Genomic DNA, 21,430 nt, shown 5'->3' on the forward strand with positions numbered 1-21,430 from the left:
CGCTCGCGCCTCCGGGGTGGGTTCGACATTTAGATCCTGGACCCCTGCCCCCCCCTCCGCGCGCCGCCCGCCCGGCCCGCCGCTCTCGCGCCCGCGCCCCCCACGCCCACTTCAACCTTCAAGGGTTACCAGAGACCGATGAACCTGTTTCGTACGATTGGTTTGATGCTGTTGTTCCTGCTGGCGACACTGTCGTCCTCCGGCGCCGGCGAAGCCGATCTGCGCGGCATCATCGCCAAATTCGCCGCGGCCAAGGGCTTTTCCGAGATCGGAGCCGTCGTCCACGAACTGGCTGCTGCCGGCGATCCGGCGGTGGAGCGGCCGCTTGCGGCACTGGCCGACGGCAACCTCTATGTCCGCAAGGCCGATTCCCTGGTGTTTGTCGGCAAGGAAGCGGGCGAAAGCGTCCAGCTTTCCGACCCGTTGAGCGGCGAGGCATCGGGCGAGGCGGCCAAGGACGACATCACCAAGATCAAGGTCAACAACACGCTGCGTCGCGTCATCCGCGATGCGTTGGGCACGCTGACGCTTTGCGCCAAGGATCCGGCCGTGCGCATCGCCGCCGCCGACACCATGTTCAAGACGCCCGACGCCGCAAACATCGGACCGCTCGACACGGCAATCGCCAGTGAGACCGTGGCCAGCGTCAAGGCGCTGCTCGAACAGGCTCGTGCCGCCTCCGTTCTGGTCTCCGACCGGCCTGAAGCCGACAAGCTCGCTGCAATTGCCCTGATCGGCGCGCGTGGCGACCGCGATGCGGTTTCCCTGCTCACCTCGGTCGAGGCGAAATCCACCGACGCGGTCAAGCAAGCGGCGACGACCGCAATCGCCAACATCAATTCGACGCTGGCCTTCTGGGATGCCGGCCAGAACATCTGGTACGGCATTTCGCTGGGCTCGGTGCTGCTGCTGGCGGCGATCGGCCTTGCCATCACCTTCGGCGTCATGGGCGTTATCAACATGGCGCACGGCGAGATGGTCATGCTCGGCGCCTACACGACCTTCGTCGTCCAGCAGGTGATCCGCACCTCCTTTCCCGGCCTGTTCGACTGGTCGCTGGTTATTGCGCTGCCGCTGGCTTTCCTCGTCTCGGCTCTGGTCGGCCTGATCATCGAGCGCGGCGTCATCCGCTTTCTCTACGGGCGGCCGCTGGAAACACTGCTTGCGACTTGGGGCGTCTCGCTGATCCTGCAACAGGCCGTGCGTTCGATCTTCGGGCCGACCAACCAGGAGGTGGGCAACCCCTCGTGGATGTCGGGCTCGTTCAATGTCGGACAGTTGGCGATCACCTGGAACCGGCTGTGGATCCTGGTTTTCGCGCTCGCTGTCTTCGGCATCCTGCTCTACGTGATGAAGCGCACGCCCTGGGGCCTTCAGATGCGCGCCGTCACCGCCAACCGGCGCATGGCCGCCTCGATGGGCATCAGGACGCCATGGGTAGACGCGCTGACTTTCGCGCTCGGCTCCGGCATTGCAGGCATTGCCGGTGTCGCGCTCAGCCAGATCGACAATGTCTCGCCCAATCTCGGTCGCGGCTACATCATCGACAGCTTCATGGTCGTCGTCTTCGGCGGCGTCGGCAATCTGTGGGGCACGCTGGTCGGCGCCTTCTCGCTTGGCATCGTCAACAAGTTCCTCGAGCCCTATGCGGGCGCGGTGCTCGGCAAGATCGTCGTGCTGGTGCTGATCATCCTGTTCATACAGAAGCGCCCGCGCGGCCTGTTCGCGCTCAAGGGCAGGGCGGTGGAAGCATGATCACGGGACGCTTCTTTGCCGCCGGCGCGGACCGCCGCATCGCCATCACGATCTTCATCCTGCTGGCGGTGGCCGTCATCGTGCCGCTGCTCAACCTTGCGGTGTCTCCTGCCAGCGCCTTCTACATCCCATCCTACATTGTCGCGCTGACCGGCAAATATCTCTGTTATGCACTGCTCGCCTTGGCGCTCGATCTTGTCTGGGGCTATTGCGGCATCCTTTCGCTTGGCCACGGCGCCTTCTTCGCGCTCGGCGGCTATGCGATGGGCATGTATCTGATGCGCCAGATCGGCTCACGCGGCGTCTACGGCAATCCCATCTTGCCCGACTTCATGGTGTTCCTGAACTACAAGGAATTGCCCTGGTTCTGGTACGGTTTCGACCATTTCTGGTTCGCCGGCCTCATGGTGCTCGCGGTGCCCGGCCTGCTCGCTTTCGTCTTTGGCTGGTTCGCCTTCCGCAGCCGCGTCACCGGCGTTTATCTCTCGATCATCACCCAGGCGATGACGTACGCGCTGCTGCTTGCCTTTTTTCGCAACGACATGGGGTTCGGCGGCAACAACGGCCTGACCGATTTCAAAGATATTCTGGGCTTCAACGTGCAGGCCGACGCGACGCGCTCGGCGCTGTTTGCCGCCAGCGCCGTGATGCTCGCGCTAGCCGTCTTCGTCACCTGGGCGATCGTCGGCTCCAAATACGGCAAGCTCTTGATGGCTGTGCGCGATGCCGAGAGCCGCACGCGCTTCCTCGGCTGGCGGGCGGAGAACGTAAAACTGTTCGCCTTCACCGTCTCGGCCGTCATGGCCGGCATAGCCGGCGCGCTCTACGTGCCGCAGGTCGGCATCATCAATCCGGGTGAATTCGAGCCGGCCAATTCGATCGAGGTCGTTGTGTGGGCCGCCGTCGGCGGGCGCGGCACCATTGTCGGACCGATCATCGGTGCGTTGCTGGTCAATGCCGGCAAATCCTGGTTCACCGGCGTGCTGCCGGAATTCTGGCTGTTTGCCTTGGGTGGGCTGTTCGTCGCCGTCACGCTCTTGCTGCCCAAGGGCATCATCGGCATGTGGGACAGCTGGCGCGGCAACGCCAGGGCGTTGCGGGCAGCTTCGATTGCCGAGGAAGCCGGCACCGATGCCGACGTCCCGCCGCCGGCGAAAATCGTTCGCAGCGAGGCGAGAAAGCCCGGCGACTGGTCCGCCAGCAACCCCGAACCGCAGCCGGCGGAGTGAGCGACCATGTCAAAGTCGAACACGATCCTTTATCTCGACGGAGTTTCGGTCTCCTTCGACGGCTTTCGCGCCATCAACAATCTGTCGCTGGTGCTCGACAAGGGTGAGATGCGCGCCATCATCGGCCCCAACGGCGCCGGCAAGACGACGATGATGGACATCGTCACCGGCAAGACGCGGCCCGACGAAGGCGACGTGTTCTTCGACGGCCAGGTCGATCTGACCAAGCATGATGAGGCCGAGATCGCCATGATGGGCATCGGCCGCAAGTTTCAGAAGCCGACCGTGTTCGAAAGCCACACGATCGAGGAAAACCTGATGCTGGCGCTGAAGGGGCCGCGCTCGATCTTCCCGGCGCTGTTCCATCGCCGCTCGGCCGCCGAGACGCGGCAGATCGATGACATCCTCGGCATCATCCGGCTTGGCGACAAGCGTGACGAACTGGCGGCCAATCTGAGCCATGGGCAAAAGCAGTGGCTCGAGATCGGCATGCTCTTGGCGCAGGACCCGAAACTGCTTCTGGTCGACGAACCGGTCGCCGGCATGACCGATGCCGAGACCGAGGAAACCGCGCGGCTGCTCAAGGATATTGCCCGCGACCATTCGGTCATCGTCGTCGAGCACGACATGCATTTCGTGCGCGAGCTCGGCGTCAAGGTCACCTGCCTGCATGAGGGCTCGGTGCTGAGTGAGGGCACACTCGATTTTGTGTCGGCCGACGAGCGTGTCGTCGAAGTCTATCTGGGGAGATGAGCATGGTTTGGCGGGTGCAGTTCCATCACTTCGATTTGTCGTTTCTGCGGTTCTGGAAAAGGCGCTGACATGCTCGAAGTTTCCAATGCCACGCTGCACTACGGCGCCGCCCAGGCGCTGCGCGGCGTGTCGCTGAAGGCGGGCGCCGGCAAGATCACCTGCGTGCTCGGCCGCAATGGCGTCGGCAAGACCAGTTTGATGAGATCGATCGTCGGCCATCACCGGCTGACGAGCGGAAGCGTTGCCTTCGAGGGGAAGGCGCTCGACCGGAGCGCGGCGTATGACCGCGCCCGGTCGGGCATCGCATTCGTACCGCAGGGCAGGGAGGTCTTTCCGCTGCTCACCGTGCGGGAGAACCTGGAATCAGGCTTCGCGCCGCTGAAACGGGCCGACCGCAACATTCCTGCACATGTCTTCGAATTGTTCCCGGTGCTGAAGCAGATGCTCGGCCGTCGCGGTGGCGATCTTTCCGGGGGCCAGCAGCAGCAGCTCGCCATCGGGAGGGCATTGGTGATGCGGCCGAAGCTGCTGGTGCTCGACGAGCCGACCGAAGGCATCCAGCCGTCGATCATCAAGGACATCGGCCGCGCCATCCGCTACCTGCGCGACCAAGCCGGCATCGCCGTGCTTTTGGTCGAACAATATCTCGATTTCTGCCGCGAACTCGCCGACGAGGTCAACATCATGGACCGGGGCGTGATCGTCCATACCGGTCCGGCGGAAGATCTGGACCGTGCCGATGTCCGGAAGTTCCTGACGGTGTAGAATCGCCGCCGCACTTCAGTTGACGATCCGAAGTCCTTGCCAAATCCAATATTTCTCCGGCCCTGCATCAGCGTCTCTGGTGCATCGGCAACTGCGTGCTAGTCTTTTCCTAGGCTTTTGTGAGTCGGCCGCTTCCGTACCAGTCTGGTTTATCGCAGATCGAGGCCGCGGCTATCACCGGCAAGTCTCACGCAAGCAAGGCTTCCTAGCTTCTCTCCTGCGATCTTTGTCGTTCAACGCGTTTGGGCACACAGGCTAAGGGACAGCCATGGAACGTTACGTCGAGGACTACCAGAAGCGGCGGCTTACCGAGCGCGTCGATATCATCACTGCCATCAACATCTTGAAGTCCCAAGGCTACGGCCATGACGACCTGATCGAGGAGATCACCAAGGTCTTCTATGTCGACCTGGATGCATTCAATGAAATCGTGATGGCGGCGTAGAGCAATTCTGGGAAAAGTGCGAAGCGCTTTCCCTGGATAATTGCATCAGACAACGGGTTAGAGCAGCTCGCCGTTTCCTTGAAACGGTGAAATGCTCTGGAAGTCGCACAGCTCATCGTGATCGTGGCTGCCACAGATGCGCGATCAGCCTGCGCGCCTGAACGGAGAGGCGGTGACGCGGTTGCGGCCACCGCGCTTGGCGTCGTAGAGCGCCTTGTCGGCGGTATTGAGCACCTTGTCGAAGCCGAGACCTTCCTTGGTGCCGAAAGCAAATCCGGCACTGACCGTGCATATCAGCGAGCCTGTCTCGGTTTCGATGCGGTGCGCGGCAAAAGCTGTCCGTATGGCCTCGGCGGTGGCCTCCACCGTTTCGGGCAAGGTCCGCTTCAGCACCAGCGCGAATTCCTCGCCGCCCATGCGCGCGGCGACGTCGCCCGGGCGGAGATTGCCGGCGAGTTCCCGTGCGAACACCTTCAGCACCTCATCGCCGGCGGCGTGGCCGAATTCGTCGTTGACGGCCTTGAAGTTGTCGAGATCGAAGACGACCACCGCCGTGAAGGCGCCGACCGGCGCATCGCCGTGCAGGTCGAACAGGGCGCGGCGGTTGAGCAGGCCGGTCAGCGGGTCGGTCAGGGCATTGTGGCGGTGATGCCGGGCCAGACGTCCCTGGTTCAGGGCCAGGGAAAGCGCCCCGATCCCGGTCATGCTGGCGATGACGATGATGAGGCTCAGTTCCTCGGCCCAGTTGCTTGGCGCATGTCCAAGGACCAGCTTTCCATCCAAGGCTAGAACCATGGCGCAGAGAGCGAAGGATGCGGCCGTGGCGGAATAGAGCGCGGTGATACCGATCGTCAGGGCAGGGGCTTCGTCGCGGCCTTTCCAGTATTCGACCGCCGTTGCGAACAGAAGCAAGGCGGCGAAGGCATTTTCGAACATGAAGCCCAGCCCGTCATAGCCTAGAGCCATCGGAGGCAACGTCACGGCCAGCGAAATGGCGCTGCCAAGCACCGTTCGCGGCACTGGCGAGCCGCCGGTTCTGAACTGGTAGGCCGCGCCCAGCATTGTCGAGAAACCGAGCAGGAGGAAAGCCAGCGTGGCGATGCCGAGCAGGCGCCCGGGCATATCGATATAGGCGTCATAGACAAAAATATCGCCGACCACGAACACCAGACTGATCGCCCATGTCAGCAGGAATTTCTCCGAGCGAGCGGTCAGCCACATGCCAAACAATGTCAGGCTCAGGCAGGCAGCGGAAAAACCGACAGCCAGCAGAAGTGAAGTGTAGTCGAGCGACATGCCCCTCGTCCTTGCCCGCGGCGGCCCAAATCTGCGACTGGTTCGGCTGGATTCATGCAGCAAGGAGGTATCGATAAGGTTACGACGGTAGCGAAGATGCCATGATTCCGCTGCGTCAGGGCACCGGCTGACCCTGGTCCACTCGCTTCATCAGTGCCATGGCGCCGAACGGCGCGCGCACCTTGCCCTCGGTGATGAAGTAGACGAACACGTCGCGCGGCTTGACCGGCGCATCGGTGGCGGGGTCGGCGCGCCGCAGGTCGGCCGGCTGCTTGCCTTGCGCCCAAATCTTTACCCGCGCGGCCCATTCATCGAGGCCTTTCGGCGTGTAGCAGTCGGGATTGTCATCGCTGCCGGTCTGCAGCCGGGCGTAGACGAAATCACCGGTGACATCGGCGATGTCGGGATATTTGGCATGGTCGGCGTAAACGATCGCGGCCTTGTATTTTCGGGCAAGTGCTGCGAATTCCGGCACGACAAAACTGTCGTTGCGGACTTCGAGCGCATGGCGCAGCCCAACGCCGTCCTGCTTTTCCGGCAGCAGTTTCAAAAAGGCTTCGAAATCGTCCGGATCGAATTTCTTGGTCGGCGCGAACTGCCACAGGATCGGCCCGAGCTTTTCACCGAGCGCGGCAACACCCGAGCCGAGGAAGCGCATCATCGATTCGCCGGCCTCGCCGAGCACGCGCCGGTTGGTGACGAAGCGGTTGCCCTTTAGCGAGTACACGAAACCGTCCGGCGCCTCGTTGGCCCATTTAACGAAGGTCGGCTCCTTGAAGCTGGAATAGTAAGTGCCGTTGACCTCGATGCTCGGCACCTGGCGAGTGGCGTAGTTCAGCTGCTTGGCCTTGGGAAGCTTGTCGGGATAGAAGGACGTATCCCAGGGCTCGAAGGTCCAGCCGCCCATGCCGGCGCGGATTGTTCCCGATGTGCTCATTGTCATCCTCCCAGTGCTGAAAAAATCAGGCCGCGGTGGTCTCATCGACGACTTTTGCCATGTCGACGAGCACCCATCCCGGCCGGTAGGGATTGGGCCGGCGACCCGTTTCGTGGAAACCGTAGGCCAGATAGAGCGCGATGTTCCGCTCCATCCTGGCGTTGGTGTAAAGCCGCACCTCGGGCAAGCGCCACAGCCGCGTCTGTTCGTCCGCGTGTTTGAGCAACGCAATACCGAAGCCTTTGCCCTGAAAGTCAGGAGAGACCGCGACGGAGAAGATCATCGCGTGATCGTCGTGCCGTTCCAGTGTGAGTACTCCGGCAATTTCGCTGCCGCTTTCCAACACCCACACCTCGCCGCGCGCGATGCGCGGCGTATAGTCTTCGGTGACTGGGATCGGCGGTGCGCCTAACAGTGCAGTGTAAGGCGCATAGGCCGCTTCCGTCAGCGAGACGACAGTTTGGAGATCACCGGCAAGCGCTCTTCTGATTTTCATTCAAAAGCTCTCCAGGCGCCAACCGGTCCGATCACTCCGCCGCTTCGCGCTTGCCTCCGGGGCGCCGCTCCAGAAGCTCCTTGAGGAACTGGCCGGTGTAGCTGCGCTTCTCGCGCACGATTGCTTCCGGCGTGCCGGAGGCAACCAGTTCGCCGCCGCCGTCGCCGCCTTCGGGGCCGAGGTCGAGCACCCAGTCGGCGGTCTTGATCACTTCGAGATTGTGCTCGATGACCACCACCGTGTTGCCCTGGTCGACCAGTTCATGCAGCACTTCCAACAGCTTGGCGACGTCGTGGAAATGCAGCCCGGTGGTCGGCTCGTCGAGGATATAGAGCGTCTTGCCAGTTGCCTTGCGCGACAGTTCCTTGGCGAGCTTGATGCGCTGCGCCTCGCCGCCGGACAGCGTCGTCGCCTGCTGGCCGATGTGGATGTAGCCGAGGCCGACCTGCTTCAGCGTTTCGAGCTTGTCGCGCACGCCGGGCACGGCGGCGAAGAAGTCGACGCCTTCCTCGACCGTCATGTCGAGCACGTCGGCGATCGACTTGCCCTTGAACACGACGTCGAGGGTCTCTCTGTTGTAGCGCTTGCCGTGACAGACGTCGCAGGTGACGTAGACGTCGGGCAAAAAGTGCATCTCGATCTTGATGACGCCGTCGCCCTGGCAGGCCTCGCAGCGGCCGCCCTTCACGTTGAAGGAGAAGCGTCCCGGCTGGTAGCCGCGCGCCTTGGCTTCGGGCAGCCCAGCGAACCAGTCGCGGATCGGCGTGAAGGCGCCGGTATAGGTGGCGGGGTTCGAACGCGGTGTCCTGCCGATCGGCGACTGGTCGATGTCGATGACCTTGTCGAGGAATTCGAGACCCTCGATGCGGTCGTGTTCGGCCGGATGTTCGCGCGAGCCCATGATGCGGCGCGACGCGGCCTTGAACAGCGTCTCGATGAGGAAGGTCGACTTGCCGCCGCCCGACACGCCGGTCACGGCGGTGAAGGTGCCGAGCGGGATTTCTGCGGTGACGTTCTTCAAATTGTTGCCGCGCGCGCCGACGATTTTCAGGCGGCGGTTCTTCTTCGCCTCGCGCCTGACACCAGGCGTCGCCACTTCGAGCGCACCGGACAGGTATTTGCCGGTGATCGAATTGGGATTGGCCATGACCTGCTGCGGCGTGCCCTGGGCGATGATCTCGCCACCATGGATTCCGGCGGCCGGGCCCATGTCGACGACATAGTCGGCATGCAGGATGGCATCCTCGTCATGCTCGACGACGATCACCGTGTTGCCGATGTCGCGCAGATGCTTCAGCGTATCGAGCAGACGGGCATTGTCGCGCTGGTGCAGGCCGATCGATGGCTCGTCCAGCACATAGAGCACACCGGTAAGACCCGAGCCGATCTGCGACGCCAGCCGGATGCGCTGGCTCTCGCCGCCCGACAGCGTGCCGGAATTGCGCGACAGCGTCAGATAGTCGAGCCCGACATCGTTGAGGAAGCGCAGCCGCTCGCGGATCTCCTTCAAGACCCGCACCGCGATCTCGTTCTGCTTGTCGTTGAGCGACGCTGGCAGGTCGGTGAACCACTGGTCGGCCTTGCGGATGGAAAGCTCGGTGACTTCGCCGATGTGCTTGCCGGCGATTTTCACCGCCAGCGACTCGGGCTTCAGCCGATAGCCCTTGCAGACCGGGCAGGGCGTCGCCGACATGAAGCGCTCGATTTCTTCGCGCATCCAGGCGGATTCGGTCTCTTTCCAGCGCCGCTCGAGATTGGGAATGACGCCTTCAAAGGTCTTGGTGGTCTTGTAGGAGCGCAGGCCGTCATCATACTGGAAGGTGATTTCGCGCTCGCCCGTGCCGTGCAGGATGGCTTCCTTGGCCTCTTCGGACAAATCCTTGAACTTGTCGCCAAGCTTGAAGCCATAAGCCTTGCCCAGCGCTTCCAGCGTCTGCGCGTAATAGGGCGAGGTCGACTTCGCCCACGGGCTGACGGCGCCGTCGCGCAGCGAGATGTTCTCGTCCGGCACGATCAGATTGCCGTCGATGGCGCGCTGGCTGCCGAGACCGTCGCAGGTCGGGCAGGCGCCGAACGGGTTGTTGAACGAGAACAGCCGCGGTTCGATTTCCGGAATGGTGAAGCCGGAGACCGGGCAAGCGAACTTTTCCGAGAACAGGATGCGCTCATGCGTCTCGTTCTTCGACTTGTTGACCGAATCCTCGCCGGTCTGGCTGGCATCGAGCGGCTTGTCGGCGAATTCGGCGACCGCCAGCCCATCGGCCAGCTTCAGGGCGGTCTCGATGGAATCGGCAAGCCGCGTCGCCAGATCGCCGCGCACGACGATGCGGTCGACGACGACGTCGAGGTCATGCTTGTACTTCTTGTCCAGCGCCGGCACGTCGGCGATTTCGTAGAAGACGCCATCGACCTTGACGCGCTGAAAGCCCTTTTTTTGCAACTCCAGCAATTCCTTGCGGTATTCGCCTTTGCGGCCGCGCACCATCGGCGCCAGGATGAACAGCCGCGTGCCTTCCTCGACCGCCAGCACGCGGTCGACCATCTGCGAAACCGTCTGGCTCTCGATCGGCAGGCCGGTGGCCGGCGAATAGGGGATGCCGACGCGCGCAAAAAGCAGCCGCATATAGTCGTAGATCTCGGTGACGGTGCCGACGGTCGAACGCGGGTTCTTCGAGGTGGTCTTCTGCTCGATGGAGATGGCGGGCGACAGGCCGTCGATCTGGTCGACGTCAGGCTTCTGCATCATCTCAAGGAATTGCCGCGCGTAGGCCGACAGGCTTTCGACGTAGCGGCGCTGGCCTTCGGCATAGATCGTGTCGAAGGCAAGCGATGACTTGCCGGACCCCGACAGGCCGGTCATGACAATCAGGCTGTCACGCGGCAAGTCGAGATCGACATTCTTCAGATTGTGTTCGCGCGCCCCGCGAATGGAAAGATATTTATGGTCGGCCATAGCCGGTCGCCGCCTCAGAATCTGGAATTTCCTGGAATGGCGGGTTTTCCCGGCCATCCCCTATGTAGGTAGTTTTGCCGCCACGTCGAGAGACGCCACAATTCCCGACCAAAGCGTTTAACCGTCTTTCGCGTGAACGGGCAAGCGGAAAGAACAAAGGCCGAACACGCTCCTGACAAAGCTGTGCAAAAGCTGACCTGCACGTAACCTTCCGGCGATCACATTTTTCGGTAACCGGCTATTGATGGTTGACGCCACCAGCTGACGGGAGCAGTCTCCAGCAGTCAACGAAGACGGCCGTCTTTCGATGGCCTCGCCGCCCAAAGGCGGCCTGCGAGACGCCGCAGGCATTTGCGATTTGTGCTTCGTGACGACAACGTCGCAATGGACAAAGGAGCGGAGCTATGACGCCACCGGATCGTCCCATAGGGTTCCAGTTGTTACTGGAGCGGCGGCAGGCATAAGTGCCAGGGTTTAGCGTTTTCGCCACCCGACAAACCGTGACCTGCCATATCCCCGTAAAAATCAGAGACTGTTAGTCGGATCGTCGGTTGAACGCCGCGTTGCATCCGAAATCAAATGCCGGCAGTACACTCCCGGTAGAGATTGGATTTGAGATCCAAAAAGGCCCCGTCCGTTTGCGCAAAGCACGGCGGGGCCGTTTTCATGTGCGGATTGTCTGTTGGCGACAGGCGCAACGCAGCACGCGCCGACAGACTGTCAGTGGCGCGGCGGCCCGATCGAGCCGGCGCCGACATCGACGGTGATGCTGCCGGAAATCCTGACATCCGTATCGCCGATCTTGAACTGGCCGTTGCCGTTGCCGGGAAACGCGTCGTCGGGCTCCGGAGCCGGCTTGGCGATGCGGTAGTCACCGGTTACGCCGGGCAGGGCGCCTTTTTGCGTTGACGGCGAACTGTCTTCGGCAAGTGCCGCGCCGCTGATGAGGCCCGCAATGGCGAGCGCTACAACGGCGATGACGCGGTGCAATGATCTGGACTGATGAGTGTCGGTCATCCCAAGACTATAGTGGCGCGCCGCCGATGGAACCAGACCGGCATCGTCAAATCTTCGACAGCCGGACGGACTCCGATCCGGCCCTGGCTCACGCCGCCTTTTTTCGCGTGTCGAAAACATGGTCGACGATGCCCCATGCCTGGGCCTCGCGGGCGGTCATGAAGTGGTCGCGGTCCAGCGTGCGCTCGACCTCTTCATAGCTGCGGCCGCAATGCTGCGCGTAGAGTTCGGCCATGTGCCGTTTCGTCCGGCCGATGCGCTCGGCATGGCGCTGGATGTCGGAGGCCTGGCCCTGGAACCCGCCCAGCGGCTGATGCAGCAGGATGGTGGCGTTCGGCAGCGAGATCCGGCGCCCCGGTGCGCCTGCCATCAGCAGGAACGAGCCCATCGATGCGGCAAACCCCATGCATACGGTCGACACCGGGCAGCTGATGTATTGCATTGTGTCGTAGATGGCGAAGCCGCTGGTGACCACGCCGCCCGGCGAGTTGATGTAGAGCGAGATCTCCTTGTCGGGATTGTCCGATTCCAGCGACAGAAGCTGCGCGCAGACCAACGCCGAGATGTCGTCGTTGATCTCACCGTTGATGAAGACGATGCGCTCGCGCAGCAGTCGTGAAAAGATGTCGAAGGCGCGTTCGCCGCGGCTCGATTGCTCGATCACCATCGGAACCAGATTGGCAACACCGCTCATTGTCTCTCTCCGTCTGTTTGTTTTCAGGCCGCGCGCAGCAGGAGGCGAGGCGTGTTTGCGGCGATTGGCTTAGGTGACCTGTTTGCATCGAGCGAAAGCCGGCAGCCGGCGCCTGCCATGGCGACGGCAGGCATGGCCTTGCGGGCAAAGCCGTCATGGACGACACGCAGATGCGTGCCGCCGGAAACGGTTCGGGCAAGTGTGAAGGTGACGGTGCTGTCGAGCGGATCCTGCCTGGCTGCGTCGCCCGGCTGCTCCCGCCAGGAATAGCGCAGCAGCTTCTCGGGATCGGCGTCGAGGATTTCGCATTCGATCGACGCGCCCGTTCCGGCGAAGGCAAAACGGTTGCCCATCTCGGGTCTGATGTCGTTCGGCATCATCCAGGCGGCGAGCAATTCCGGTACGGTCAGGGCCCGCCAGACCTTTTCCGGCGGCTCGGCAAGCTCGTACTCGAACTCGAGCGCATCCGCGGCGTCGCTTTGGCCCGCGTTGGTCGTTGATCCCGCCTTCTTCATTGATCCATGTCCTTCAAAACCGCCTTCAGCCTTTCGATGCGCTCCGGCCAGAAGGTCCGGTAGCGTTCGATCCAGGAGAGCAAGGGGGCGAGCCCCTGCGGATCGGCGCGGTAATAGGCGTTGCGGCCGGCTCGCCGCTCGACCACCAGCCCGGCCCCACGCAGCACCGCCAGATGCTGCGACACCGCGGGCTGCGACACCGTCATCCCGGTGCGCAATTCCGACACGCTCATCTCGCCGGCGGCCAGCCGCTCAAAGACGGCGCGGCGCGTCGGGTCGGCCAGTGCCCGGAAAATCTCTGCTTCGATCATGCCAAAAGCATAAGTGAATACTTATTGATTTGGCAAGCGGTCTTTTCAAACCCATATGAGCGGCTTCGGCATTGCTGCCATTCCTTGACAATAAGCAGCGATGCGGATAAGAACGAAAAGGGAACAAAAACCTTGTGGGTAAAGGCAGCCATGGCAAGCGGCGATCGCCTGCAGCCTGTAAGGTGCTGCGACAAAAATTTGTTTCGGATGAGCGCGGAGAAATATCATGGCGGGTAGCGTCAACAAGGTCATTCTGGTCGGCAATCTCGGCGCGGATCCCGAAATCCGTCGCCTGAATTCGGGTGAACCGGTCGTCAACATCCGCATCGCCACATCGGAAAGCTGGCGCGACAAGAATTCCGGCGAACGCAAGGAAAAAACCGAGTGGCACAACGTCGTCATCTTCAATGAGGGCATCGCCAAGGTGGCGGAGCAGTATCTGAAGAAGGGCATGAAGGTCTATGTCGAGGGCCAGTTGCAGACGCGCAAATGGCAGGACCAGACCGGTGCCGACAAGTACACGACGGAAGTCGTGCTGCAGAAATTCCGCGGTGAGCTGCAGATGCTCGACGCACGCGGACAGGGCGAGGGCGGTCAGGTCGGCGGCTATACCGGTGGCGGCAGCAGCCGTGGTTCCGATTTCGGTCAGTCCAGCCCGAGCGAAGGCTTCAATCGCGGCGGCGGCGGTACCAAGAGCGGCGGCGGTGGCGGTTCGTCGCGCGAATTGGATGACGAAATCCCGTTCTGATCGCAACAGTTATGTCAGACACAGTGCCCCGAGAGTCATTCATGGACTTTCGGGGTTTTGCATCGTGATTGAGGCTGACCGGGCCGATCAAGGAAATACGGTGAAAGGACGAGTTCGGTGAAAGCACGCGTAAAGTGGGTCGAGGAGCGCACCTTCGTCGGGGAATCCGGCAGCGGTCACAAGGTCGTGCTCGGAACAGCGCACGGATCGGAAGGCAAGACGCCGGGTCCAAGCCCGATGGAGCTGGTGCTGATCGGCACCGGTGGCTGTTCGGCCTATGATGTCGTGCATATCCTCGAAAAAGGCCGCGAGGCGGTCGAGGACTGCGTCGTCGAACTCGACTCCGACCGGGCCGAAACCGAGCCCAGGGTTTTTACACGCATCCATATGCATTTCGTCGTCAAGGGCAGGGCACTCTCCAGCGACAAGGTGAAACGCGCGATCGACCTTTCGATCGAAAAATATTGCTCGGCGTCTGCGATGCTGGCCAAGACCGCGACGATTACCCACGATTTCGAAGTGATCGACACGACGGTGAAATAGGGCCGGCTTCGGCGGCAGCTCGTCGCGTTACCCCGCCATCAGCGCCTTGATGCCGTCGGCCACGAATTGCACGGCCAGTGCCGCCAGGATGACGCCAAGCAGCCGGGTCAGGATCGAACGACCAGTCTGGCCGAGGATGCGGTCGATGCGTTCCGACAGCACGAACACCAGATAGGTGATGGCGAGGCAGACGAAGATGATGCCGACCAGGGCTGCCTGCGCGGCAAATCCCTGAAATGAACCGGAAAGCAGCACCGTCGCCGAAATCGCGCCGGGGCCGGCGATCAGCGGGATCGCCAGCGGGAAGGCGGCGATGTTGTGGATCATGTCCTTGGTGATGGCGACGTCGCCGATCTTCTCCTTACGGTCCTGCCGGCGCTCGAACACCATCTCGAAGGCGATGAAGAACAGCAGGAAACCGCCGGCGACGCGGAAGGCCGGCAACGTTATGCCGAACACCGACAGGATCGATGCGCCGGCAACTGCAAACAACGCCATCACCAGGAAGCCGATGATCGAGGCACGGACGGAAACCTGCTGGCGCTCCTCGCGGTTCATGCCGCGCGTTACGGCCAGGAACAGCGGCGCCAGGCCAGGCGGATCGATGGTCACGAGAATGGTGACGAAGGCGTTGAACAGGCTGTCGAAACTCGGCATCTCTGACCCTCCCGCCGGGCCGTGCCCGGACAGAATATTGGTAGAGCAAAGCCCGGTCGGTGGGAACTGTCAGCGGGAAAGTGGTTGATGCCGGCGCAAAGGATCGCGACGCTTTTATTCTGGGCTGCTGCTGCATTCCTCGGCGATCAAACCTCTCGGCGCGCCAGGAACTCGACTTCCAGCCGCCATGTCGCGCCATTGTCTTGCGAGCGTTCGCCCAGCCATCGGAAGGAGTTTTCGGTGATGCGTGAAAAGCTCCAGCGTACTGAACTGCCGGTGCCGTCGGCGCCCACTTGCATGATCGTGTCGCCCTCGGCGCGACCGAGCTGGCGGCTGTAATACTGGTTGCGCGGATCGCTCCAGAAGATGTGCCAGGCATCCGCGCCGGGATCATAGACGCGCAGCGTCGTGCCATAAAAAGTCCATTTGCCGAGCGAAGGCTGGGAACCAGTGTCCCGCGCGGGCAGGATCCACACGTCCTGAATCGCCCGGCCTTCCAGCACCCAGCCGAAATGCACCTCGCCACGCCCGGTCAGCACCGTACCGTCCTCGAGATGGCGCGAGGCGTTGAAAGTCCAGGCGCCGACGAAGCGGCCGTAAAGGCTCAGTTTTTCGGCAAGCCCTTCGATCGGTCCGGGGCTATGCAGGGCTTCGGCAAACGAGGATTGATCGAACATGGTTGTGGCCTCTTCTTGTCAGGAGACCGGGAAGGGTAGGCGGTGAAGGGGTTCTGGGCTTGGGAAAAATTGCTATATTTCGGCCATGACAGCGACCACACATATTCTCGCCTCCGGACCTGGCTGGCACGTGACGGATGTCATCTGCACGGCCGGTGCCGGCGACCGGCCGTTCGAGGAAGCACATCAGGATTTCTGCGTGGCTGCCGTCACCAGCGGCACGTTCCGCTACCGTGCGCAACAAGGCACGGCGATGCTGGCGCCCGGCGCGCTCCTGCTCGGCAATCCCGGCACATGCTACGAATGCGGGCATGAGCATGGCGGCGGCGACCGTTGCCTGTCGTTTCATTTCGGACCGTCTTACATGGAGCGGGTCGTGGCCGGCGTGCCGGGCGCCAGGAAGCTGGCCTTCGCCACGCCGCGCCTGCCGCCTTTGCCGGTGCTGGCGCCACTGCTGGCCGAGGCGGAAGCCGCGCGCGAGACTGCTGACATGGATGCCTTCGAGGAACTTTCCCTGCGCATGGCCGGTGCCGCCGCGACGATTGCCACCGGAGCCACGCATGTCAGGCGCGCGCCGAGCCGCCGCGATCAGAAACGGGTGGCCGAAGCGGTGCGGCGGATAGAGTTGGATGCCGACGGGCCGGTCTCGCTTTCAGCGCTTGCGGATGAGACTGCGACCAGTCCTTACCATTTCCTGCGCATCTTCCGGCAGGTCGCGGGCATGACGCCCTATCAGTTCTTGCTCAAGACGCGGCTGCACAGGGCAGCGGTGCGGCTGCAGATGTCGGATGATGCGGTCTCGGCGATCGCCTTCGGGGCCGGCTTCAACGACCTGTCGACCTTCAACCGCCGGTTTCGTCGTGTCATGGGCGAAACGCCCGGTAAGTATCGCGCCCGCCGTGGCGCTATGGGCCTTCGCGTCTCGTGAATCGGCTCAGGTGCTCGCAAGGGCAGCCACAGGGTCCAATCCATCGCGCTCGTGGCTTTTGCTCGGGGAAAACGTCCATTGCAGGCTTTTGCGTCGATGGCGGCGAAACCGCCTTGGCCATATCGTCGCAATCAGTGGTATCCATTTGAAATTACCACCAAAAATGACACTGGAAAAGTGCTGGGAATGTTGGAGTTTCAGCCTTGCTTCCTATATAAGCACCAAGTGATTCCTGATTAGATTGTGATCCGATTTGACCGACCAGAAGACACCGCGCGGCGCCGACGGCGGCCCCACCGGCATCGAGCCGATATCCATCGTCGAGGAGATGCAGCGCTCCTATCTCGATTACGCCATGAGCGTCATCGTCAGCCGTGCGCTGCCGGACGTGCGCGACGGCCTCAAGCCGGTGCATCGCCGCATTCTCTTCGCCGCCCATGAGAGCGGTTACCACTGGAACCGCAAATATGTGAAGTCGGCGCGTCCTGTCGCCGACGTGATGGGTAAATACCATCCGCATGGCGACGCCTCCATCTATGATGCCTTGGTGCGCATGGCACAGGACTGGTCGCTGCGCGTTCCGTTGATCGACGGGCAGGGCAATTTCGGCTCGATCGACGGCGATCCGCCTGCGGCGATGCGCTACACGGAAGCGCGCCTGACCAAGGTCGCGCACGAGCTCCTGGAGGATATCGACAAGGATACCGTCGATTTCCAGGACACTTATGACGCGTCGGGCAGCGAACCGAAGGTTCTGCCGGCACGGTTTCCCAACCTTTTGGTCAACGGCTCGGGCGGCATCGCCGTCGGCATGGCGACCAACATCCCGCCGCACAATCTCAGCGAAATCTGCAACGGCGCCATTGCCCTAATCGACAATCCGGCGATCGACCTGCCGGCGTTGATGGAGATCATTCCGGGACCGGATTTCCCGACCGGCGGCATCGTGCTTGGCCGTTCGGGCATCTACAACGCCTATTCGACCGGCCGTGGCTCCATCGTCATGCGCGGCAAGGTCAACATCGAACAGCGCGGCAATGACCGCGAGTCGATCATCATCACCGAAGTTCCCTACCAGGTGAACAAATCGTCGATGATCGAGAAGATGGCTGAACTGGTGCGCGACAAGCGTATCGAGGGCATTTCCGATATCCGCGACGAGAGCGACCGCCAGGGCTACCGCGTCGTCATCGAGTTGAAGCGCGACGCCGTTGCCGACGTCATCCTCAACCAGCTCTATCGCTTCACGCCGCTGCAGACCTCTTTCGGCGCCAATATGGTGGCACTGAATGGCGGCAAACCGGAAGTGATGAACCTGACCGATATGCTGAAGGCGTTCGTCGCCTTCCGCGAGGAGGTGATCACAAGGCGGACAAAATTCCTGCTGCGCAAGGCGCGCGACCGCGCCCATGTGCTGGTCGGTCTCGCCATCGCCGTCGCCAATATCGACGAGATCATCAAACTGATCCGCACCGCTCCGGATCCGCAGACAGCGCGTGAGCAGTTGATGGAGCGGCGCTGGCCCTCTGGCGACGTGGAATCTCTGATCCTCCTGATCGATGACCCGCGTCATCGGATCAATGAAGACGGCACCTACAATCTGTCAGAGGAACAGGCGCGCGCCATCCTCGAACTGCGCCTGCAGCGCCTGACCGCGCTCGGCCGCGACGAGATCGCCGACGAGTTGAACACGATCGGCGCTGAAATCATTGATTATCTGGACATTTTGTCGTCCCGAGCGCGTGTCCAGAAGATCGTCAAGGACGAGCTTGCCGCCGTGCGCGACGAGTTCGGCACGCCGCGCCGCACCGAACTCACCGACGGCGGTTCGGACATGGAAGACGAGGATCTGATCCAGCGCGAGGACATGGTCGTGACGGTGAGCCATTCCGGCTACATCAAGCGCGTGCCGCTGTCGCTCTACCGGGCGCAGCGCCGCGGCGGCAAGGGCCGCTCCGGCATGTCGACCAAGGAAGAGGATTTCGTCACCCGGCTGTTCGTCGCCAACACCCATACACCGGTGCTGTTCTTTTCCTCGCGCGGCATCGTCTATAAGGAAAAGGTCTGGCGGCTGCCGATCGGCAATCCGCAATCACGCGGCAAGGCGCTGATCAACATGCTGCCGCTGGAGCAGGGCGAGCGCATCACCACCATCATGCCGCTGCCCGAGGACGAGGCCAGCTGGAGCGAACTCTACGTGATGTTCGCCACCACACGTGGCACCGTGCGCCGCAACGATCTATCCGACTTCGTCCAGGTCAACCGCAATGGCAAGATCGCCATGAAGCTGGAGGAAGCAGGCGACGAGATCCTCGGCGTCGAGACCTGCACCGACAAGGACGACGTGCTGCTGACCGCCAGTTCCGGCCAGTGCATACGCTTCTCCGTCGGCGACGTGCGCGTCTTCCAGAGCCGCAATTCGGTCGGCGTGCGTGGCATAACCATGGCCGAGACCGACCGCATCATCTCGATGTCGGTGATAGAGCATGTCGATGCTTCGCCGGCGGAACGCGCCGCTTACCTGAAGCGCGCGGCGGCGGAGCGGCGTCTTGCCACAGAAACGGCCGGCGAAGAGGAAGAGATCGCGCTGACCAATGAGGAGATCGGCGAGGAGACGGAGCTTTCCGAAAGCCGATACGAAGAGCTCAAGGCGCACGAACAATACGTGCTGACGGTGACCGAGTTCGGCTACGGCAAGCGTTCGTCGTCTTATGATTTCCGGCTGACTGGACGCGGCGGCAAAGGCATCCGCGCCACCGACGTGTCGAAGGCAGCCGAGATTGGCAGGCTGGTGGCGACGTTCCCGGTCGGCAATGACGACCAGATCATGCTGGTGTCGGACGGCGGCACCGTCATCCGGGTGCCGGTCAACGGCATCCGTTTCGCCAGCCGCGCCACCAAGGGCGTGACCATCTTCAACACGGCTGAAGGTGAAAAGGTGGTTTCGGTCGAGCGGATATCGGAACCGCAAGCGGACGAAGAAAGCGACGAGACGGTCGAGGGCGGTCCCGATGCCGCTCCGGCGCCTGACGCCGGTCCGGAGGGTACGGACTAAGTCCGGCACCCAGGTTTTGACATGGCAACGCCGGCCAGTTGGCCGGCGCAGCAGCAAATCAGGCTTTATCAGTAGTGACGATATGGCTTGCGCAGGCCGAAGCCTTCGAAGCGCTTGGTGTTTGCCTTGACGCGGATGCGTTGTGCCTCGTGATGCAGCCCAAAGACGGTGGCGATCAGCATGGCGACGGTCATTGCGGTGGCGAGCATGTAGATCAGCATGTGCGTGTTCTCCTGCGCCTAACAACGGATAGATGGGATTTTGGTTTCATCTTATTAAGGTGCAACCTAGTGAACGCTGCGTGAAGGCTTCGTGATCAGCGTGTTCATCTGTCGTTCATGTGCCGGAAAAGGTTCATGGCCGGCGCGCCGATCGGATTTGCCTTTGCGAGAGAGGCTCGCTAGAGCCTGTTCCATCTTGATGGACGGAAGATGGAACAGGCTCTAGCTTTCATTTGAGCATGATCTCTAGGACAAACGAAAAACCGTTTGTCCGCAAAAACCGGTTTCCACTTTTTGGGATCATGCATTAGAAGCACCAGCCATGACTGAACGCATCGCCCTCTATGCCGGCTCCTTCGACCCGCTGACCAACGGCCATCTCGATGTGCTGAAGGCCTCGCTGGCCGTGGCCGATATCGTTTATGCGGCGATCGGCATCCATCCGGGCAAGCAGCCGCTGTTTTCCTTCGAGGAGCGGGTGAAGCTGATCGAGACGGCGACGAAGACGGAATTCGGCAGCGATGGTGCCCGCATCAAGGTCGTCGCCTTCGACGGGCTGGTCATCGACGCCGCCAGGAAGCACGGCGCCTCGATCATGATCCGCGGCCTGCGCGACGGCACCGACCTCGACTATGAGATGCAGATGGCCGGCATGAACGAGACCATGGCGCCTGAACTGCAGACGGTTTTTCTGCCCGCCAGTCCTTCGGTACGCACCATTACCGCCACACTTGTCCGCCAGATTGCCTCGATGGGCGGCGACATTCGCCCCTTCGTGCCGGCGGCGGTTGCCGGCGCGCTCACAGCCAAGTTCAAGAAGTAAGTTTTCGGAGAAAACCATGCAGCTGAAAAAGCTAGCCTCGTTCCTTGTCGTGCTCGCCGGTCTTGTGGCTGCGTCGGTCTCGGCTTTCGCCGCCGACCCGGAAAACACAATGATCATCACGCTGAAGGACGGCGACGTCACCATTGCGCTGAGGCCCGATCTGGCGCCAAAGCATGTCGAGCAGATCAAGAAGCTGGTGCGCCAAGGCGCCTATGACAACGTCGCCTTCCACCGCGTCATCGACGGCTTCATGGCGCAGACCGGCGACGTCAAGTTCGGCAATATGAAAAAGGGTTTCAGCGCCGAGGCCGTTGGCACCGGCGGTTCCGACCTGCCCGACCTGCCCGCCGAATTCTCACAGACCGAACATTATAAGCGCGGCGTGGTCGGTATGGCCCGCTCGCAGGACCCCAATTCGGCCAATTCGCAGTTCTTCATCATGTTCGCTCCGGCACCGCCCCTCGATGGCCAGTACACGATCGTCGGCAATGTCGTCAGCGGCATGGAACTGGTGGATCACATCAAGAAGGGCGACCAGGCGGACAACGGCACGGTCACCGATCCCGACCGGATGATCAAGGTGCGCATCGCCGCCGACAAGTAAATTGTCGA

Annotated in this window: 22 protein-coding genes; 11 read left to right on the top strand and 11 right to left on the bottom strand. The window is 62.1% G+C overall.

The genetic code is table 11. The features are described 5' to 3' along the window. Window positions 1-138: 138 nt before the first annotated feature. From urtB to NKI66_RS24275, 5 genes are all read left to right on the top strand, one after another. On the top strand, window positions 139-1,755 hold the full coding sequence (urtB, locus tag NKI66_RS24255) for an urea ABC transporter permease subunit UrtB (RefSeq protein WP_023813009.1): 1,617 nt from the start codon (window positions 139-141) through the stop codon (window positions 1,753-1,755). Continuing rightward, on the top strand, window positions 1,752-2,984 hold the full coding sequence (gene urtC / locus NKI66_RS24260; RefSeq protein ID WP_023813008.1) for an urea ABC transporter permease subunit UrtC: 1,233 nt from the start codon (window positions 1,752-1,754) through the stop codon (window positions 2,982-2,984). The genes urtB and urtC overlap by 4 nt, the downstream gene beginning before the upstream one ends. Window positions 2,985-2,990: 6 nt before the next feature. Continuing rightward, entirely contained in the window at window positions 2,991-3,737 is a 747-nt protein-coding gene (gene urtD / locus NKI66_RS24265; RefSeq protein ID WP_023813007.1) for an urea ABC transporter ATP-binding protein UrtD, read from the top strand. A 69-nt stretch (window positions 3,738-3,806) separates the two neighbouring features. Further along, complete coding sequence (urtE, locus tag NKI66_RS24270) at window positions 3,807-4,502, top strand: urea ABC transporter ATP-binding subunit UrtE (RefSeq protein ID WP_023813006.1); 696 nt, start codon at window positions 3,807-3,809, stop codon at window positions 4,500-4,502. A gap of 268 nt (window positions 4,503-4,770) precedes the next feature. Then, window positions 4,771-4,947 carry a hypothetical protein gene (locus tag NKI66_RS24275; RefSeq protein ID WP_023759335.1) on the top strand — a complete coding sequence of 59 codons (177 nt, stop codon included), beginning with the start codon at window positions 4,771-4,773 and terminating at the stop codon, window positions 4,945-4,947. A 144-nt stretch (window positions 4,948-5,091) separates the two neighbouring features. On the opposite strand, the gene NKI66_RS24280 is transcribed toward NKI66_RS24275, so the two are convergent. From NKI66_RS24280 to NKI66_RS24315, 8 genes are all read right to left on the bottom strand, one after another. Next, window positions 5,092-6,243: a GGDEF domain-containing protein gene (locus tag NKI66_RS24280; protein WP_023813005.1), complete on the bottom strand. Its 1,152-nt coding sequence runs from the start codon at window positions 6,241-6,243 to the stop codon at window positions 5,092-5,094. A 115-nt stretch (window positions 6,244-6,358) separates the two neighbouring features. Beyond that, window positions 6,359-7,180 carry a DUF72 domain-containing protein gene (locus NKI66_RS24285; protein WP_023813004.1) on the bottom strand — a complete coding sequence of 274 codons (822 nt, stop codon included), beginning with the start codon at window positions 7,178-7,180 and terminating at the stop codon, window positions 6,359-6,361. A 25-nt stretch (window positions 7,181-7,205) separates the two neighbouring features. Next, window positions 7,206-7,676: a GNAT family N-acetyltransferase gene (locus tag NKI66_RS24290; RefSeq protein ID WP_023813003.1), complete on the bottom strand. Its 471-nt coding sequence runs from the start codon at window positions 7,674-7,676 to the stop codon at window positions 7,206-7,208. A gap of 31 nt (window positions 7,677-7,707) precedes the next feature. Continuing rightward, window positions 7,708-10,629: an excinuclease ABC subunit UvrA gene (uvrA, locus tag NKI66_RS24295; protein WP_023813002.1), complete on the bottom strand. Its 2,922-nt coding sequence runs from the start codon at window positions 10,627-10,629 to the stop codon at window positions 7,708-7,710. Window positions 10,630-11,349: 720 nt separating this feature from the next. Continuing rightward, window positions 11,350-11,646 (bottom strand): hypothetical protein, encoded by a 297-nt coding sequence (locus tag NKI66_RS24300; RefSeq protein WP_128303588.1) that lies wholly within the window; start codon window positions 11,644-11,646, stop codon window positions 11,350-11,352. A gap of 88 nt (window positions 11,647-11,734) precedes the next feature. Then, window positions 11,735-12,340 (bottom strand): ATP-dependent Clp protease proteolytic subunit, encoded by a 606-nt coding sequence (locus NKI66_RS24305; protein ID WP_128303589.1) that lies wholly within the window; start codon window positions 12,338-12,340, stop codon window positions 11,735-11,737. Window positions 12,341-12,363: 23 nt separating this feature from the next. Beyond that, window positions 12,364-12,855 carry an SRPBCC family protein gene (locus NKI66_RS24310; protein ID WP_023813000.1) on the bottom strand — a complete coding sequence of 164 codons (492 nt, stop codon included), beginning with the start codon at window positions 12,853-12,855 and terminating at the stop codon, window positions 12,364-12,366. Then, the gene (locus NKI66_RS24315; RefSeq protein ID WP_013531836.1) at window positions 12,852-13,166 is read right to left on the bottom strand and encodes an ArsR/SmtB family transcription factor; all 315 of its coding nucleotides are present in this window, start codon (window positions 13,164-13,166) and stop codon (window positions 12,852-12,854) included. Before NKI66_RS24315 ends, NKI66_RS24310 begins: the two co-directional genes overlap by 4 nt. Window positions 13,167-13,392: 226 nt before the next feature. On the opposite strand from NKI66_RS24315, the gene NKI66_RS24320 reads away from it, so the two are divergent. Both NKI66_RS24320 and NKI66_RS24325 read left to right on the top strand, forming a co-directional pair. After that, a complete protein-coding gene (locus tag NKI66_RS24320; RefSeq protein WP_023812999.1) occupies window positions 13,393-13,914 on the top strand; it encodes a single-stranded DNA-binding protein in 522 nt (173 codons plus the stop codon). A 117-nt stretch (window positions 13,915-14,031) separates the two neighbouring features. Continuing rightward, window positions 14,032-14,457 (top strand): OsmC family protein, encoded by a 426-nt coding sequence (locus NKI66_RS24325; RefSeq protein WP_023812998.1) that lies wholly within the window; start codon window positions 14,032-14,034, stop codon window positions 14,455-14,457. A 27-nt stretch (window positions 14,458-14,484) separates the two neighbouring features. On the opposite strand, the gene NKI66_RS24330 is transcribed toward NKI66_RS24325, so the two are convergent. After that, window positions 14,485-15,114, bottom strand: a complete 630-nt coding sequence (locus NKI66_RS24330; protein ID WP_023670949.1) for a MarC family protein — start codon at window positions 15,112-15,114, stop codon at window positions 14,485-14,487. Window positions 15,115-15,260: 146 nt separating this feature from the next. After that, complete coding sequence (locus tag NKI66_RS24335) at window positions 15,261-15,791, bottom strand: hypothetical protein (RefSeq protein WP_023812997.1); 531 nt, start codon at window positions 15,789-15,791, stop codon at window positions 15,261-15,263. Between the two features lie 85 nt (window positions 15,792-15,876). Here NKI66_RS24335 and NKI66_RS24340 point away from each other — a divergent pair, with 85 nt between their 5' ends. After that, window positions 15,877-16,719 (top strand): helix-turn-helix transcriptional regulator, encoded by an 843-nt coding sequence (locus tag NKI66_RS24340; RefSeq protein ID WP_023812996.1) that lies wholly within the window; start codon window positions 15,877-15,879, stop codon window positions 16,717-16,719. A gap of 253 nt (window positions 16,720-16,972) precedes the next feature. Beyond that, window positions 16,973-19,774 (top strand): DNA gyrase subunit A, encoded by a 2,802-nt coding sequence (gene gyrA, locus NKI66_RS24345; protein WP_023812995.1) that lies wholly within the window; start codon window positions 16,973-16,975, stop codon window positions 19,772-19,774. A 68-nt stretch (window positions 19,775-19,842) separates the two neighbouring features. Here the strand turns inward: gyrA and NKI66_RS24350 are convergent, their stop codons facing one another. Continuing rightward, window positions 19,843-19,995, bottom strand: a complete 153-nt coding sequence (locus tag NKI66_RS24350; protein WP_023812994.1) for a hypothetical protein — start codon at window positions 19,993-19,995, stop codon at window positions 19,843-19,845. Window positions 19,996-20,317: 322 nt separating this feature from the next. On the opposite strand from NKI66_RS24350, the gene coaD reads away from it, so the two are divergent. Together coaD and NKI66_RS24360 are read left to right on the top strand one after the other, a co-directional pair. Then, entirely contained in the window at window positions 20,318-20,818 is a 501-nt protein-coding gene (gene coaD / locus NKI66_RS24355) for a pantetheine-phosphate adenylyltransferase (protein WP_023812993.1), read from the top strand. A 109-nt stretch (window positions 20,819-20,927) separates the two neighbouring features. Continuing rightward, window positions 20,928-21,422, top strand: a complete 495-nt coding sequence (locus tag NKI66_RS24360; protein WP_245273275.1) for a peptidylprolyl isomerase — start codon at window positions 20,928-20,930, stop codon at window positions 21,420-21,422. Window positions 21,423-21,430 lie beyond the last annotated feature (8 nt).

This window comes from Mesorhizobium sp. M0518 (genome assembly GCF_040321125.1).
Lineage (GTDB): Bacteria > Pseudomonadota > Alphaproteobacteria > Rhizobiales > Rhizobiaceae > Mesorhizobium.